Raw genomic sequence first — 16,135 nt, forward strand, 5'->3', positions numbered from 1 at the left:
CTATACAGGAGAAGTATATTATCATAGAGACGAAAGTGATAAGGTTATTTGTAATATTAAATTATACAATTTAGGTAGTGAGGAAATGTTTATAGAATGTATCTACAATAAAAAAAAATATAAAATTTATCCAAGTACAAAATTTCCATCTTATAAGTGTTATGATAAAATAGATTATACATTATTTGATACTAGAGAAGCTTATAAAAAAGGTAATGCAAGAGATTATACGCCATCAAGAGATTATATTTTCTTCGGAGAAATTTTATCAAATGATAAGAGTTTTGAAGCTTTAAGTTCTAATTTAAAGTATTTGTATGCAGATTCGCTTAGTATAAAAGATCATAAAAAGTGGAAACATAATTTTGGCATTAAAAAGTCAGTAAGTGATGATGATAATTACATGTCAGAAAGCTTATATACTAGTTCGCCTATTTTTATTGACTCAAATATTTATGTAATTTCGGGTTACTGGTACAACTATATGGGTGGAGCACACGGTTTATATCATACATCATATGATAATTATGAAGTAAGTACTGGAAGAAAAATAGAAATAGTTCAAATTCTAAACATTAAAGATAAAAAATTTATTGAGTTTTATGAAAATAGAATAAGATCAGAGTATGGTGATGCAGTGCCATCTACAATACCATTTGCTAATACTTATTATATTTTGCCAACAGGAATTACATTTTCTTATGCTCCTTATGAATTAGTTGGTTTTGCAGGAGGAGAACCACATATTTTTATTAGCTATGAAGAATTAAAACCATATATTTTAAAAAACACTATTCTGGATAAGTATAATTCGAATTAATAATAAGCTAATTTTGATTTAATTAGACAATCAAATTTTTCAGAATAAAAAATAAAAATTTATAATTTCGAATATAAATAAATGAAAGACGAAGAAGACGATAACATCATTCCGGGTGACGACGAGAATAATTCAGAAGAAAACCTGGATAACATTCAGGAGGGAGATGACGATGAAATTATCGATGTAGATGCCAAACATTTTGAAGGAGCGCATTTTTACGAAAATCAGGAACAGGAAGGGGAAGACGTAATTACGAAAGTTACCGGAATGTACAAGGACTGGTTTTTGGACTATGCTTCGTACGTAATTCTGGAACGTGCAGTTCCTGCTATCGAGGACGGATTTAAACCCGTTCAGCGTCGTATTATGCACTCTTTGAAAGAGCTGGATGATGGTCGTTATAACAAAGTTGCCAATGTTGTTGGTCACACCATGCAGTATCACCCACACGGAGATGCAAGTATTGGCGATGCTATGGTACAAATTGGACAAAAAGATTTATTGATCGACTGTCAGGGTAACTGGGGTAATATTTTAACAGGTGACGGAGCAGCGGCTTCGCGTTACATTGAAGCACGTTTGTCTAAATTTGCTTTAGAGGTTTTGTATTCTCCAAAAATTACCGATTGGGGTGTTTCCTACGATGGTCGTCGTGCAGAACCGAACAATCTTCCGGTAAAATTCCCGTTGCTTTTGGCACAGGGAGCAGAAGGGATTGCAGTAGGACTTTCAACAAAAGTTTTACCTCACAACTTCAACGAATTAATTGATGCTTCGATTAAAATCTTAAAAGGAAGAGCTTTTACGCTGTATCCTGATTTTATGACGCAGGGTATTGCCGATGTGTCTAATTATAACGACGGACTTCGTGGCGGACGTGTGCGTGTGCGTGCAAAAATTGCTCAGTTGGATAAAAATACACTGGTAATCACACAAATTCCGTTTTCGACCAATACCTCGAGTTTAATTGACAGTATTTTGAAAGCCAACGAAAAAGGTAAAATCAAAATCAAGAAAATTGAAGACAATACTGCGGCCGATGTTGAGATTTTAATTCATCTTTTCCCGGGAGTTTCTCCGGATAAAACCATAGATGCGCTGTTTGCTTTTACAGCTTGTGAAACTTCTGTGGCACCTTTAGGCTGTGTTATTGAAGACAATAAGCCGTTGTTTATCGGAGTTTCTGAGATGTTGAAAATATCGACTCACAGAACCGTTGATTTACTTCGTCAGGAGCTGGAAATTCAGTTAGAGGAATTAAAAAATAAATGGCACTTCTCGACTTTAGAAAAAATCTTCATTCGAGAAGAAATGTACATTGACTTCAAATTGTATTCAGATAGAGAGTCACTTTACAAATATTTATACGACCGTTTTGAGCCGTTCAAAAAATCATTCGTCAGAGAGATCAACGATGAAGATTTACAGCGATTGACTCAAATACCGATGATTCGTATTACCCGTTTTGACTCTGACAAAGCCGATGATTTTATCGCGAAGTTAGAAGATGAAATGAAGGAGGTAGAGTACAATCTGGAGAATTTAACGGATTTTGCTATTGCTTACTTCACTAAATTAAAAGAGAAATACGGAAAAGGACGCGAGCGTCAGACCGAACTTCGTGTTTTTGATAATGTCGAAGCTACAAAAGTGGTCTTGCGCAACACAAAACTTTTTGTAAACAGAGAAGAAGGTTTCGTAGGAACCAGTTTAAAGAAAGATGAATATGTAGCCGATTGTTCGGATATCGATGATGTAATTGTGTTCCTGCGTGATGGTACAATGATGATTTCAAAAGTAGATGCCAAAACATTTATAGGAAAAGATATTATACACGTCGCTGTTTTTGATAAGAGCGATAAGCGCACGATTTACAACATGATGTATCGTGATGGTAAATCCGGACCTTCCTATATTAAACGTTTTAACGTTACCGGAGTTACACGTGATAAAGCGTATGATCTGACTAACGGAACAAATGGTTCACAGGTGGTTTATTTTTCGCATAATCCGAATGGAGAAGCAGAGGTCGTTACTATTTTACTGCGTCAAATAGGAACCATTAAAAAACTGAAATTCGATATTGATTTTGCTAAACTGGCCATCAAAGGCCGTGGATCAAAAGGAAATTTGGTAACCAAATATCCAATCAAGAAAATAGAATTAAAAGAAAAAGGAATTTCGACTTTACTGCCAAGAAAAGTATGGTTTGATGATACCGTTAAACGTTTAAATGTTGATGCCAGAGGAGAATTGCTCGGAGAGTTTAAACCAAGCGATAAAATTCTGATCATAAGTCAGGCCGGTAAGTTGAAGGTGATTATTCCGGAATTGTCGACTCATTTTGAGGAAGATATGATTGTTTTGGAAAAATGGAAACCTAAAAAACCAATTTCGGCAATCTATTACGATGGAGAAAAAGAACGTTATTTCTTAAAACGTTTCCTTGTGGAAAATGAAGGTAAAGAAGAAAGTTTTATTACAGATCACCCGAACTCACAATTAGAAATTGTATCAACAGATTACCGTCCGCTAGCCCAATTGGTTTTTGCAAAAGTAAAAGGAGTTCAGAAAGAAGATTTACATATTGATGTTGAAGATTTTATTGCTGTAAAAGGTTTTAAAGCACTCGGAAATCAACTGACGAGTGATAAGCTAAAACAAGTAAACCTCTTAGAACCGCTGCCTTATGAAGAACCGGTTGAAGAAGTTCCGGAGAGGGTAATCGCAGACGATGATGACGCTGTTGAAACAGAATTAGATGATGATGGCCAAATAGGTCTCGTTCTCGAATAATAGAAAATAAAAAAGAGGAAGTTTCAAAATTTTGGAACTTCCTCTTTCTTTTTATGTGTATAAGATCATTTTTTTTCTAATTAATTTTCTCTTTTGTTAAGAAGTCAACTTTCGGAACGAAATTAACCAAAACCAATAGCTCTGAAAGAGCTTCAGTAAGAGCATGGTGCGTAGCACTATGAATGATGATGACAATTATGGGTTACGCCCTGAAAGGGCAAAAGCCAGATCGCAACGAAAAGCTCCAGACATATTTTGTGTGAAATCTTATAAGAAGTTGAACAGTTTTTATAGGATTGTGTAGGGATCAAAAAATGCTTTTGCCCTTTCAGGGCAACACACCTCATTAATTTAGTTCATAGCGCGTTGCGCTATACTTGTGCTCTTGGGCTTTCAGCCCTTTTTGAACCAACTTTCGGAACGAAATTGATGTAAACTGGCAGCTCTGAAAGAGCTTCAGCAATAGCATAGTGCAAAGCACTATGAATAATAAAAAGGTGTTATTGTTTTAGCCCTGTAAGGGCGAAAGCTAAACGCCAAAGAGAGAAACTCATTTAATGTGATGAATGTTTTTTTCGGATTCGCATATTGATAAATTCCACAGCAAGCGAAAACGAAATGGCGAAGTACAAATAACCTTTCGGTACCGCTCCAATATGCTCACCTGCAAGTGCTGCATTCGATAAGTGCATGCTTTCCGTAATCAGCATAAAACCGATCAGAATCAAAAATGAAAGCCCCAATATTTGAATGGACGAATTCTTGTTGACAAAATTTCCAACGGGAACCGCAAACAACATCATAACCAATACCGAAATGACTACTGCTGTAATCATGATTGTTAAAGCACCATGGACACCATTTGTCATACCGACAGCCGTTAAAATCGAGTCGACAGAAAAAATCAAATCGATCAGGAGGATTTGCATAATGACGTTCGAGAATGATTTTTTGGCAACAGTTTTAAGTGTTTTTTCCTCCTCAGCATGATGGTCCACTTTTTCGCTGATTTCTTTAGTACTCTTATAAATCAGGAACAAACCGCCCAGAAACAAGATGACTGCCTGACCCGTAAAATCTCCTTCGAACCAGCCCCAGTGAATGCTGAAAAGAGTTGCTTTCATGGCAATCAGATACGAAATTCCCATCAACAGGGCGATGCGCATAAACATGGCTAAAAACAAACCAATTCGGGTGGCTTTCTTTCGATCTTCTTCAGGTAATTTCCCCGTGACGATGGATATAAAAATAATATTGTCGATCCCCAGGACAATTTCCAGAAAAGTCAATGTCAGTAAGGCAATCCAGGCATCGGGGTTTAGAAAAACTTCCATACTAAAGGTGTTTTAAAACATTTAAACAGATTATTTACTCAACTCTTACCACTGTACCACGTTGTTTTTGGTCAGAACCCACCATTCCAAATTCAAAAGTATAAGAATCCTTAGAAGTGGTTAGAATTTTCATGCTGATGGCTTTTTCTTCAGCCATATTTTTAGGATGTTTTTTTTGTAAAATGTATTCACAATCACTTACCCATCTGATGGTTGAAGTGTCTGTTTTACCTTCAAAAGTTTCGATTTCGATATTGTCTTTACGTTCAAAAACAGTGGTTTTTTTGACACCATTTACTTCAAATTCAAATTTGAATTTTCCATTTTTAAAATCTTTGCAGTTGTGTTCCGCGTTGTAACATGACATTAAACCTAATAATGGAAGTAAGAATATAATTTTTTTCATAATGTAATTTGTTTTTTTAAGGAGCTGATTCCTGCTGTACGCTATATCTTTTCCGTCTGCCGTGACAGACATAAAAGGATGCCGCTTCCATCAGGGCTAGGGCATTAGTATTTATTAGAGGTTTTTTGAAGTACAAAGATTATTTATATTTATAATAACAAAAGGATAAAAATAAAAATAGAACTAAAAAGTTTAAAAAAGTCAGAAAAAACAAGTTCCTTCTTCTGTTTTCAAAACCTTGTTCTGAAGCCAGTTTTGTTTTGCAGAATCGGATGAGAATCCACCAGTATAATCCGCCAAGATCTGCATGAAATTCTATCATTTCAATCGCTTTAATTCATCATCTGTAAAGTTCTTGATTTCTTTTTCTTTGGCAAACTTTTCGGCGTTGTAATTTCCCGATTTGTTTTTTGGAATCGATAAGCTGTCCCAGTCGCCCTTCTTTAATTGTTTGGCATAAAAAACAATCTGTCCGATATGATAAGGATAATGCGCCAACTGTCTGTTGATTGCCTCAATAACGGTATGACCTTCGTTTCGGATGTAAATGATGTCTGAAAGTTGTTCCGGGTTTAAGCTGTTTAAGGCATTCAGTAAACAATCCCAGCCTTTGTTCCAGATCAGCAGGACTTCTTCTTTAGATTTCAGATCATTTTCAAATTCCGAATCGCGATTGCGCCATTCTTTTTCGCCATCAGACGTTAAAAAATCGGTCCAACGTGAGAGCATATTGCCTGAAACGTGTTTTACAATCGTAGCAATGCTGTTGGTATCTTCATTAAGGGTAACAAAAAGCTGGTCGGGTTCTAATTGTGCAATGGCTTTTTCTCCCAGCATTTTATAGTACAAAAACTGTTTTTTAACGCTTTCTAAATAGGAATCAGTTGCTTTCATAGTGATACATTTGGTTTAGCGGAAATAAGTTTTTATTTTTTGTCACGGATTCGTGGCAAAAAACTATACAATTTTGATATCGTATTTGTCTAATAGCCCTACAATACCCTGAGTTGAAAATTGTGCTTTTCGCATAGGGTTAAATTCAGGATCAATTTTATAATTGTAGGCAGTTCTAAAGTCGACGCCTGCCAGTTGTGTATCGTTAAAAATAGCCCCGTCGAGATTGCAATTGTCAAACAAAGAACTGGTTAGGTTACATCCTATAAAAGAAACCTCGCGCAAAGAGCAGTTGATAAATTTAGTTTTAGGCATTTTTTTGTTCGAAAACACAGCATAATCTAATGTGCTTTCTTCAAAATAAACCTGGAATAGAAAATCATCACATTCGTTAAAAGCAATTCCAAGAAGCTTGCAATTTTTGAATGTAGCATTTTTCAGACTGGTGCCGGACAAACTTGTCATTGACAAATTGCAATCGATAAACTCGCAGTCTAAAAAGCTATTGTAAGCAAAATTGCTATTCGAGAAATCACAATTCTTAAAAACACAATCTTCAAACTCCCGATTGTTTATTTTCTTGTCAATATAAGTAACTTTTTCGAAGGTTTTTTGAATGTGAATGAGACTTTCCATGAGTGTTTTTTGGATTTTCGTGAGTTAGTACGAGAAGGATACAAATTAGTCGTTAAATAAACCTTTCATAATGATTTTCAATCCGTAAAAGATCAAAAACATAGCGCTTAAACAAGCCACAATTCCAATTCCCAAAACCAGATAATGCCAGTTGGTATGCTGATTCATAAAAGCGTTATAAATTAGCGATGGCCCAATAAACAATAAAGGCAATGAACCCGATAAATATTTAATTCCTTTTCCTAATAATTCTTTATTTGTTGCCATTTTTTTGTTTTAGGTTTTGAGAGTTTCAGGTTTTAATGTTTCAAGTTTCAAGTTTCAGGTTTCAGGTTTTAGAACTTTACGGTTAGATTGGTATAATCTCATTTACATCTGACATTTTACATCTCACATCTTACCAAAAACATTTCACCTTAAAGATTATAATTGTCCACAGCATTTCGTACGCTGCCGTATTTTTTTAATAATTCACTGGCTTGTTCGTAGGAAACTGGAATTTCTCCCATAATCATTTTTACACCGCGATCTACCAATTTGATGTTACTCAATTGCATATCGACCATTTTATTGCCTTTTACTTTTCCAAGCTGAATCATTGCAGCAGTTGAAATCATATTGAGCACTAATTTTTGAGCTGTTCCGGCTTTCATTCGGGAGCTTCCGGTGATAAATTCCGGACCTACAACCACTTCAACCGGAAATTGGGCAGTAAGCGCCAAAGGACTTCCTGCATTGTTAGTGATACAGCCCGTAAGAATATTGTTTTGATTACAGCTTTCTAAACCGCCAATCACATAAGGCGTAGTTCCTGAAGCCGCGATACCAATTACTACGTCGTTTTGATCAATATGATTCGCCTGTAAATCAATCCAGGCTTGAGTTGAATTGTCTTCGGCATTTTCTACGGCACGACGAATGGCAGTATCACCACCGGCAATAATTCCGTTTACTAAATCAAAAGGAACACCAAAAGTTGGAGGACATTCTGAAGCATCAACAACACCTAAGCGTCCGGATGTTCCCGCACCGATATAAAATAATCGACCGCCTAATTTTAATTTAGAAACTACCTGTGCTACTAAAGTTTCAATTTGCGGAATCGCTTTTTCGACTGCATCAGGAACAGTTTTGTCTTCCTGATTGATGTTAACCAGAAGTTCATGAACCGACATTTTTTCTAAATGTTCGTATTTTGAGGACTGTTCTGTAGTTTTTGTAAAGGTCATTTTTTCGTGTTAATTGAACTGGGTCAAAATTAATCTTTTTTCTTGCAATCCCGAAATTTGGAACGTAAAGTCGTGAAGATTTAGAATATTTTTTTGTTGTAATTTCTGATGAAATGATTGCTCTGTTGAGCCTTTATTAAAGCAACTAAAACATTATATTTGTTAAATAATTAAAAATTTGGAATGGATATAATTAGCTTTTTAACGAGTATCGCAAAAATATCAGTCTTTGTTTCTTTTTTACTGGCCTTCTTTTTACTCACAGTGCAAACAAAGAATAAATTGACAAACCGACTGTTTGCTTTCTATCTAATATTTTTTGCCCTTGATAACAGCGGTATTTTTATTGATGATGAGTTTATAAAAGCCCATTTTAATTTAGAATTTTTCAGATGGACGGCTTGTTCTCTGGTTTTGCCTTTTTTCTATCTGTACGTTTTGTCCGTTTGTTTCACAGATTTTAGATTGAGATCGAAACATTTACTACACGCAATTCCATTTGTACTCCTGAATGTGTTTTATATGTTCAGGCTTTACTTTTTAACGAACGCCGAAAAAATAGTGTTTTACAACCAGCGTGATCAGTCGCCGGAGATGTTCTTTTTGTTTCTCGCTTTGGCCTTGCAAATTGTATTTTACAGCATTGGAGTAGCTTTGGTCTTAAAAAAATACAAAGCAATATATGAGGAAAATTATACCAATCCCAGAAGTTCTGTTTTTAAATGGCTGCTTCAGATAGCGGCTATATTCTTTGTTTTGTATTATTTATGTATCATTAAGAATGCTTTAAGATATGTGAATTATGATTCGTTATGGATTTGGTCTAATGTAATATTACAGTTTATGGTTTTGGTAATAACCTGCTGGTTTGTATTAAAAGCCCTGAATCATCCGGATCTTTTTCGTGGTATCGATTCTAAACTGCAATTGGCCAAAGATATTCTTCCTAAACAGAATAATAATGTAGGAGAAAAGGAGCATCAAAATGAAGTGATTTCAGATCAAATTGCGACATTGAAGCTTTATATGACCGAAAAAGAACCTTTTCTGGATCCGTCGCTTACCATTCAGGAACTTTCGAATCAAATCAATATTCCGGTTCGGGATTTATCGGTTTTAATCAATCATCATATCGATCAGCATTTCTTTGATTTTGTGAATGAATATCGTATTCAAAAAGCAATGAATATACTGAAAGATCAGTCCAAAAGTCAGCTCACAGTTTTGGAAATTTTGTATGAAGTAGGTTTTAATTCCAAATCTTCTTTTAATACCTCTTTTAAAAAATATACAAATCTAACGCCTACAGCTTTTCGGAACGCCTCATAATAAAGGCTTTGCATAAAGTACTACTTCGTGACGAAAAAAGTCGAACTCATTTTTGTTGAGAAAATGAGTTCGACTTTTTTTTGTCGGTCGAATTCCGAAAATTTCTGCAACAACTTTGCTTCATAATTAATCGAACAAGTTAAAACCAGAAATCATGAAAAAAGTTTACCTCCTTATTATTTTAGTATTACCGATGTTAGGTTTAGCACAAACAACTGCAAAATTAAAAGGGAAAATAGCCAGTGAAACAACTGCATTAGAATGGGCAGATGTTTCCGTATTCAATTCAGAAGGAAAAATTATAGAAGGAACAACCAGTAAGCCGGACGGTTCTTTTGAACTTAATTTAAAAGAAGGCTTTTATAAAATCGGAATAAGTCTGCTGGGATTTGTAGACTACGAAAAGCAGATTACCATTAAAAAAGATACCGATTTAGAAACCATAGTTTTGAAAGAGAATACTACTCAGCTGGGAGAAGTAGTAATTAAAACTAGAAAGAATACCATCGAGCAAAAAACAGATCGTTTGGTGTACAATCTCGAAAATAATGTCACAAATGTGGGTGGAGATGCTTTAAGCGCCATCAATACCGCACCTGGCGTTGTGGTTCAAAAAGAGACGATCAGTATATTAGGAAAAGGGACTTCCCGTGTGATGATTGACGGACGTATCGTTGAGTTAACAGGAGAAGAACTAAACAACTATTTAAAATCGATATCGGCGGCAGATATTAAAAACATTGAGATTATCAGTACGCCTCCAGCAAAATACGAAGCCGAAGGAACGGGAGGGCTTATTAATATTGTATTGAAAAAAGGTACCCGAAATTCCTGGAAAAATACTTCCACAGCAACTTATGATCAGAATAAATACGGGGCTTTGACTTTAAGAGATAATTTCTTTTACAACAAAAATAAGTTTAGGTTTTCTGCCAGTATTAATGGAAAGAAAGGACATAAATATGCCGATGAGTTTCTCGATATGTATTTCCCTGACGGACTTTCTGAGATGATTATCAATACAAAATTTACCGATGAAAGTTTGTCAGGAAAATTAGCTTTGGATTATGATTTTTCAGATCGTATAACCATAGGTTTTCAGGTTTTAAAAGACAGAAGTAATCCGGATTTTAAATCGGATATCAGAATTAATAATTACAATGCTAAAAATGAACTGGACAATTATATTCTGAACAATAGTTTTGTGGATAAACAGTCCGGTAACCAAACTTATCACGGGCATTTGATTGCAAAATTGGATTCTTTAGGCAGAAAACTGTCTTTTGATGTGGATTATTTTAATTACAATTCAAAATTCGACCGAAATGCAATCGCCTACAATTACAGACCGGATCATTCATTTGCAGGTATTAACCAGTCGGCAAGAAATATTTCCGATCAGGATATTGATAACTGGAGCTTTAAGGCAGATATAGAACATCCGCTTACAGCATTCAATTTGTCATATGGTACAAAAATGAGTTTTACAAACAGTAAGAGTTATGTACTTTACTACAACACGATTACAGGAAGACCGGAATTGGATCCTAATCAGTCCAACCGATTCAGGTATACGGAGAACAATCAGGCAGTGTACGTTAACGGAGATAAAAAAATCAGTGAGAAATGGAATCTTCAATTGGGATTACGCCTTGAAAATACTCAAACGAGTGGTTTTTCAGAAACCTTAAACGAGGAAACAAAAAATAATTATTTGAGATTATTTCCTACGGTTTATGTTTCATACAAAGAAAATGACCGTAATAATTTCGGTTTTAATTATGGAAAAAGAATCAGCCGACCTCAGTTTGATTTGCTGAATCCATTTCGCAACTACATTAACAGCAACAGTTATTCTGAAGGAAATCCGTTTTTAAGACCTTCTTTTAGTGATAATTTTGAGTTTAGTCATTTGTATAAAGGAGTTTTGCGAACCAATGTTTTCTTGAATGTGATCAATGACGGTTATGGTGTGATTTTTACCTCAATTCCCGAAACCAATATGCAAATTGTGACCAGAGAGAATTATTTCAGAGATCTAAAGTATGGGGTTGGAGAAAGTTATTCGGCTAGTTTTGCAGACTGGTGGCAAAGTGAAAATACCTTGTACTTTTTAGGATCGAAAACGAAGTTTATTACAGCTATTAATGCTACACCGTCAAATAGTCTGGAAATCAATTTTTCGACCAACAATACCTTTTCAGTAGGTAAAAATTCTAAACTTCAAATTGATTTTAATTACAATACACCTTCCCGAAGCGGTTTATACAAAACGGGGTATATGTCTAGTTTTGATATTGGTTTTAAACAGGATATGCTGAATAAATCCCTTCAGATTGCTTTTCTGGCCAATGATGTTTTTAATACTTCTTATTTAAAAGATTTAGTTTCGGTTGTAAATGGTGTAAAGCAGGTATACAGCCAGAATTTTTCAAACCGATTTTTACGGTTATCTGTTATTTATAATTTTGGAAACAAAAAAATAAACGTGAAACAGCGTGATTTTGGAAATCAGGAGGAGAAAAACAGAACGGGGAATTAGGTTTATAAGGTGAGATGTGAGATGTAAAAAGTGAGATGTGAGAAGCAGAGAAGAAAGTTTTCTGCTTCCCGGGTTTCCAAACTACAATATAAAGGCCAAAAGAATCCCCAAAACAATCATAGAGACTTTGGCAACATTGAATTTATGTCCTTCGCTGCTTTCGAAAATAATGGTTGAGGAAATGTGAAACAGAATTCCGATAACGATGGCTGTAATTTCAGTGTAATATTTGCTTAGAATCGGTAAATATTCAGAGGCAACGGTACCCAATGGGGTCATAACTGCGAATGTAAGCATGAAAGCAAAAATGGCTTTTTTATTCAGCTCTGCATTGATAAAAAAGGTGGTCAGAATTACGGCAATTGGTAAATGATGAATAGCAATTCCAAGAGCCAGACCATGATGATGGCTTACCGGAAAACCTTCCAGAAAAGCATGAATACACAAGCTGGTAAAGAGCAGCCACGGAATCTGTGACATCTTAGCGTGTCCATGAACGTGCCCGTGCTCGGCTCCCTTAGAGAAAAACTCCAGTATAATCTGGAATAAAATTCCAAGCATGATGAAGATACCAATATTGTGCTTATGTGTTTCATAAACTTCCGGTAACAGGTGCATTACGGTTAAGGACAATAAAAATGAACCGCTAAACGCAAGCAGCAGCTTTAGATTGGTTTTGCTCTTTGGTTTTAAAAACAAAGCCACCATATAACCTAAAAGTACAGAGAATAAGGGGAGTAGATAATTCATTTTTTATGGTTTAACCGTTGATTTGTTTAACCGTTTAATTGTTTTTGTTTAGCGATTAAACAGTTAAACAACTAAACGATTGCCCAGCTTTATTTAAAAATCATGATTAATCGTTCGCTTTCAGTTTTGTGGAATTTTTTGAGTTTATAATCTCCAAAAATATCCAACAGGAAAATTCCGGCTTCTGCCATTAGTTCTTCAAAATCTTTTAAAGTTAAGGCTTTTACTTTTTCTGTGAAATGGTAATTTTGTCCCTGATCCTCAAAATCTATTTCTTTAAAAATATGCCCGTCCTCGACATATCTTTTGATTTTAAAATCGATTCCGTCCACACTTTTTACTTCTTCAGGTACCAAAGTTTCGATAACCTGAGTAACGTTCATAAAGTCGATTACCGCAAAACCATATTCAGATAAACTTTCTTTAATGGCCTTAAGGGTAGTTAAATTATCGTCGTCACTTTCAAAATATCCAAAACTGGTAAATAAATTAAAGATGGCATCAAACTTTTCTTCAAAAGGTTCACGCATATCGTGCACTTTAAAATGCAGTGTTTCGTTACTGTTTTTTGTAGCTTCCGTAATACTGTTTTCAGACAAATCGGCACCTAAAACATTAAATCCCAATTGATTTAAGTAGATAGAGTGACGTCCTTTTCCGCAAGCCAGATCAAGTACTTTCGCTTTTTCAGGCAAATTCAGATAATGGGTCAAATTGTCCATGAAAATTTGAGCTTCGCGATAATTTCGGTCTTTATAAAGAATATGGTAATATGGAGTGTCAAACCATGAAGTAAACCAATTTTCGGTATTACGTTCCTGATTTGGTGAGGATGAGTTTGCTGCTTCAGACATTTATTCTATTTCAATTAATTCAAAGTCCGGCAAATTTAATGTATTTTTGCCGAAAAATAACTATTTCGCAACGATACCTCTATGAATCCTTGCGGAAATGCAGCAGGTGTACGGATATGCAGATGCAGAGATCAACAGCAGTACATTTGAAATAATTCAAAAATAAAGATGGAAGAAAATTTTAGAATGATAGCCAAATGTTTTTTTGGTTTTGAAGAAATATTAGAGAATGAATTGCGCACTCTTGGTGCTCAGGATGTCGAAAAAGGAGTGCGAATGGTAAGCTTTAAAGGAGATAAAGGTTTCATGTACAAAGCTAATTTATCGCTTCGTACTGCACTTAAAGTTCTAAAACCTATTTATTCGTTCAGGGCTAATAATGAACAGGCACTGTACAAAGGAATTTCGGGTGTAAACTGGTCTAAGTTATTAAATGCCAATCAGACTTTTGTGATTGATGCGACCGTACATTCCACTTATTTCAACCACTCTGAATTTGTTTCTCAAAAATGTAAAGATGCTATCGTAGATCAGTTTAGAGAAAGAACAGGACAGCGTCCGAGTATCGATAAAGCTTTTCCGGATTTAAGAATTAATGTACATATCGATAAAGATCAGGTTTCCGTTGCGTTGGATACTTCAGGGAATTCACTGCATCAGCGTGGTTATCGAACTGCAACGAATATTGCGCCAATCAACGAAGTTTTGGCTGCTGGAGTCCTATTGTTATCAGGATGGGAAGGACAGAGTCATTTTGTAGATCCAATGTGTGGTTCCGGAACTTTTCTGGCAGAGGCCGCTATGATTGCCTGCAATATTCCGGCGAATATTAATCGTAAAGAGTTTGCATTCGAAAAATGGAAAGATTGGGATAACGATCTTTTTGATCAGATTGTAAACAGCCTGATGAAAAAAACAAAAGAATTTCATTACACTATAAAAGGGTTTGATAAAGCGCCAAGTGCTGTAAATAAAGCCAAAGATAATATCCGAAACGCCAATTTGGAAGATTATGTTACGGTAAGTGAGGATAACTTTTTTGATACTGAAAAAGCAGTAGAAGGAAAGTTGCATATGGTTTTCAATCCGCCTTACGATGAACGTCTGGATATTCACATGGAAGAATTCTACAAAAATATCGGAGATACTCTAAAGAAAAGCTACCCGGGTACAAACGCCTGGTTTATTACGGCCAATCTTGAAGCTCTGAAATTCGTAGGTTTAAAACCATCCCGAAAAATTAAACTTTTCAACGGAAGTCTTGAAGCACGTCTGGTAAAATACGAGATGTACGAGGGAAGTAAGAGAACGAAATTTCAGGTCTAAAACTCTAAGGTACTAAGTTTCTAAGATGCTAAGAGATTTGGTTTGTGAAATTTATTTTGTAATATTTTAGTACTTCAATATTGAGTACTAAAAGAAACCTCAGAATCTTAGAGTCTTAGCGTCTCAAAAAATAATAATAATTTTAAGGTTTAAAAAAAAGGACAAAGGAATCTACAAAGTATAATCTTAGAACCTTAGCTCCTCAGAACCTTAGCAACTTAAAGAAAAATGACAAAACTACAAGTAAGAGCTTTTTTATACCAATTAGGATGTTTCGCGATTCTATTTATTTTAGGGAGATTTTTAGTAGCTTCTTATACCGGATTAACGGGATTTTGGATTCCAATGACCGCTTTTATTGTCGCTACATTGATTTCGCCTAAATTTCAGTCCGTAAAGACTAAAGATGGAGAAAAGCTTTTTATGAAATGGATTTTTATAAAAGGAATTAGAGAAATTGGATAATTAATGGATTGTATATGAGGATAATTGGACTTATCGGCGGAATTAGCTGGGTTTCTACAGCAGATTATTACAAACTTATAAATGAGGGAATTAATAAGGAGCTGGGAGGGCTTAATTTCTCAGAGTGTCTGATTTATTCTTTCAATTATGCCGATATTAAAAAGAATAACGATGCCAATGATTGGGATGCAACTTTTAATTTGCTTCTAAAAGGGTGTCAGTTTCTTAAGCAGGGCGGGGCAGAAGCTATTGTTTTGTGTGCGAATACCATGCATTTGATTGCTGACCGACTTGAGAAGGCAATTGATTTGCCCATTATTCACATTGCGACTGAAACTGCATTGGCGATTCAGAAGAAAGAGGTGAAAAAAGTAGGTTTGATGGGAACAAAATTTACCATGGAACTTGATTTTTTTAAAGATAAATTAGCTGAAAAAGGAATTGAGACTATCATCCCTAAAAATGATGCCGACCGCGATTTTATGCACACCACAATCTTTGAAGAATTAGGAAGAGGTTTGGTAACGGAGGCAACTAAAAAACGATATTTAGAAATTGCCGATCAATTGATAAAAGAAGGCGCTGAGGGGATTATTTTAGGCTGTACCGAAATTCCTTTAGTGATAAAACCAGAAGATGTTGCTGTTCCGGTTTTTGATACCACTTTAATTCATTCTATGGCAGCTGTTCAGTTTCAATTGTCATAAAAAGTTAGAAAAAATCCCAATTATTAAAAAAGAAAAACTCCAAA

At 35.2% G+C, this 16,135-nt stretch carries 15 protein-coding genes; 7 read left to right on the top strand and 8 right to left on the bottom strand.

Features of this window, described 5'->3' with window-relative positions:
- Both B0A80_RS20900 and B0A80_RS20205 read left to right on the top strand, forming a co-directional pair.
- On the top strand, positions 1-820 hold an 820-nt coding region (locus B0A80_RS20900; RefSeq protein ID WP_165769303.1), incomplete at its 5' end, for a hypothetical protein.
- Positions 821-901: 81 nt separating this feature from the next.
- Complete coding sequence (locus tag B0A80_RS20205; RefSeq protein ID WP_017498399.1) at positions 902-3,619, top strand: DNA gyrase/topoisomerase IV subunit A; 2,718 nt, start codon at positions 902-904, stop codon at positions 3,617-3,619.
- A gap of 554 nt (positions 3,620-4,173) precedes the next feature.
- Here the strand turns inward: B0A80_RS20205 and B0A80_RS20210 are convergent.
- The 6 genes from B0A80_RS20210 to murQ form a co-directional block, all read right to left on the bottom strand.
- Entirely contained in the window at positions 4,174-4,953 is a 780-nt protein-coding gene (locus B0A80_RS20210) for a TerC family protein (protein ID WP_089078460.1), read from the bottom strand.
- 34 nt (positions 4,954-4,987) lie between these two features.
- Complete coding sequence (locus tag B0A80_RS20215; RefSeq protein ID WP_070907134.1) at positions 4,988-5,359, bottom strand: DNA topoisomerase IV; 372 nt, start codon at positions 5,357-5,359, stop codon at positions 4,988-4,990.
- A gap of 318 nt (positions 5,360-5,677) precedes the next feature.
- Entirely contained in the window at positions 5,678-6,253 is a 576-nt protein-coding gene (locus B0A80_RS20220; protein WP_070906749.1) for a DUF1572 domain-containing protein, read from the bottom strand.
- Between the two features lie 63 nt (positions 6,254-6,316).
- A complete protein-coding gene (locus tag B0A80_RS20225; RefSeq protein ID WP_089078461.1) occupies positions 6,317-6,889 on the bottom strand; it encodes a pentapeptide repeat-containing protein in 573 nt (190 codons plus the stop codon).
- Positions 6,890-6,934: 45 nt separating this feature from the next.
- The gene (locus tag B0A80_RS20230) at positions 6,935-7,156 is read right to left on the bottom strand and encodes a DUF6095 family protein (RefSeq protein WP_017498392.1); all 222 of its coding nucleotides are present in this window, start codon (positions 7,154-7,156) and stop codon (positions 6,935-6,937) included.
- Positions 7,157-7,305: 149 nt separating this feature from the next.
- Entirely contained in the window at positions 7,306-8,118 is an 813-nt protein-coding gene (murQ, locus tag B0A80_RS20235; protein WP_089078462.1) for an N-acetylmuramic acid 6-phosphate etherase, read from the bottom strand.
- Between the two features lie 183 nt (positions 8,119-8,301).
- Between murQ and B0A80_RS20240 the strand changes: the two genes are divergently transcribed.
- Together B0A80_RS20240 and B0A80_RS20245 are read left to right on the top strand one after the other, a co-directional pair.
- Positions 8,302-9,447 (top strand): helix-turn-helix domain-containing protein, encoded by a 1,146-nt coding sequence (locus tag B0A80_RS20240; protein WP_017498390.1) that lies wholly within the window; start codon positions 8,302-8,304, stop codon positions 9,445-9,447.
- Between the two features lie 154 nt (positions 9,448-9,601).
- A complete protein-coding gene (locus tag B0A80_RS20245) occupies positions 9,602-11,989 on the top strand; it encodes an outer membrane beta-barrel family protein (protein ID WP_089078463.1) in 2,388 nt (795 codons plus the stop codon).
- Between the two features lie 81 nt (positions 11,990-12,070).
- Here the strand turns inward: B0A80_RS20245 and B0A80_RS20250 are convergent, their stop codons facing one another.
- Both B0A80_RS20250 and B0A80_RS20255 read right to left on the bottom strand, forming a co-directional pair.
- Entirely contained in the window at positions 12,071-12,739 is a 669-nt protein-coding gene (locus tag B0A80_RS20250; protein WP_089078464.1) for a ZIP family metal transporter, read from the bottom strand.
- A gap of 89 nt (positions 12,740-12,828) precedes the next feature.
- Positions 12,829-13,593: a class I SAM-dependent methyltransferase gene (locus tag B0A80_RS20255; RefSeq protein ID WP_089078465.1), complete on the bottom strand. Its 765-nt coding sequence runs from the start codon at positions 13,591-13,593 to the stop codon at positions 12,829-12,831.
- A gap of 168 nt (positions 13,594-13,761) precedes the next feature.
- Here B0A80_RS20255 and B0A80_RS20260 point away from each other — a divergent pair, with 168 nt between their 5' ends.
- From B0A80_RS20260 to B0A80_RS20270, 3 genes are all read left to right on the top strand, one after another.
- The gene (locus B0A80_RS20260) at positions 13,762-14,919 is read left to right on the top strand and encodes a THUMP domain-containing class I SAM-dependent RNA methyltransferase (protein ID WP_017498386.1); all 1,158 of its coding nucleotides are present in this window, start codon (positions 13,762-13,764) and stop codon (positions 14,917-14,919) included.
- A 228-nt stretch (positions 14,920-15,147) separates the two neighbouring features.
- Positions 15,148-15,384 carry a hypothetical protein gene (locus B0A80_RS20265; protein ID WP_017498385.1) on the top strand — a complete coding sequence of 79 codons (237 nt, stop codon included), beginning with the start codon at positions 15,148-15,150 and terminating at the stop codon, positions 15,382-15,384.
- 14 nt (positions 15,385-15,398) lie between these two features.
- Complete coding sequence (locus B0A80_RS20270) at positions 15,399-16,091, top strand: aspartate/glutamate racemase family protein (protein ID WP_089078466.1); 693 nt, start codon at positions 15,399-15,401, stop codon at positions 16,089-16,091.
- Positions 16,092-16,135: the final 44 nt, after the last annotated feature.

The organism is Flavobacterium tructae (assembly GCF_002217475.1).
In the GTDB taxonomy this organism is placed as follows: domain Bacteria; phylum Bacteroidota; class Bacteroidia; order Flavobacteriales; family Flavobacteriaceae; genus Flavobacterium; species Flavobacterium tructae.

What these genes read in the sequence shown, in the direction of transcription:
- B0A80_RS20205 (WP_017498399.1), top strand. Translation starts at nt 902, where the DNA reads ATGAAAGACGAAGAAGACGATAACATCATTCCGGGTGACGACGAGAAT.
- B0A80_RS20210 (WP_089078460.1), bottom strand. Translation starts at nt 4,953, where the DNA reads ATGGAAGTTTTTCTAAACCCCGATGCCTGGATTGCCTTACTGACATTG.
- B0A80_RS20215 (WP_070907134.1), bottom strand. Translation starts at nt 5,359, where the DNA reads ATGAAAAAAATTATATTCTTACTTCCATTATTAGGTTTAATGTCATGT.
- B0A80_RS20220 (WP_070906749.1), bottom strand. Translation starts at nt 6,253, where the DNA reads ATGAAAGCAACTGATTCCTATTTAGAAAGCGTTAAAAAACAGTTTTTG.
- B0A80_RS20225 (WP_089078461.1), bottom strand. Translation starts at nt 6,889, where the DNA reads ATGGAAAGTCTCATTCACATTCAAAAAACCTTCGAAAAAGTTACTTAT.
- B0A80_RS20230 (WP_017498392.1), bottom strand. Translation starts at nt 7,156, where the DNA reads ATGGCAACAAATAAAGAATTATTAGGAAAAGGAATTAAATATTTATCG.
- murQ (WP_089078462.1), bottom strand. Translation starts at nt 8,118, where the DNA reads ATGACCTTTACAAAAACTACAGAACAGTCCTCAAAATACGAACATTTA.
- B0A80_RS20240 (WP_017498390.1), top strand. Translation starts at nt 8,302, where the DNA reads ATGGATATAATTAGCTTTTTAACGAGTATCGCAAAAATATCAGTCTTT.
- B0A80_RS20245 (WP_089078463.1), top strand. Translation starts at nt 9,602, where the DNA reads ATGAAAAAAGTTTACCTCCTTATTATTTTAGTATTACCGATGTTAGGT.
- B0A80_RS20250 (WP_089078464.1), bottom strand. Translation starts at nt 12,739, where the DNA reads ATGAATTATCTACTCCCCTTATTCTCTGTACTTTTAGGTTATATGGTG.
- B0A80_RS20255 (WP_089078465.1), bottom strand. Translation starts at nt 13,593, where the DNA reads ATGTCTGAAGCAGCAAACTCATCCTCACCAAATCAGGAACGTAATACC.
- B0A80_RS20260 (WP_017498386.1), top strand. Translation starts at nt 13,762, where the DNA reads ATGGAAGAAAATTTTAGAATGATAGCCAAATGTTTTTTTGGTTTTGAA.
- B0A80_RS20265 (WP_017498385.1), top strand. Translation starts at nt 15,148, where the DNA reads ATGACAAAACTACAAGTAAGAGCTTTTTTATACCAATTAGGATGTTTC.
- B0A80_RS20270 (WP_089078466.1), top strand. Translation starts at nt 15,399, where the DNA reads ATGAGGATAATTGGACTTATCGGCGGAATTAGCTGGGTTTCTACAGCA.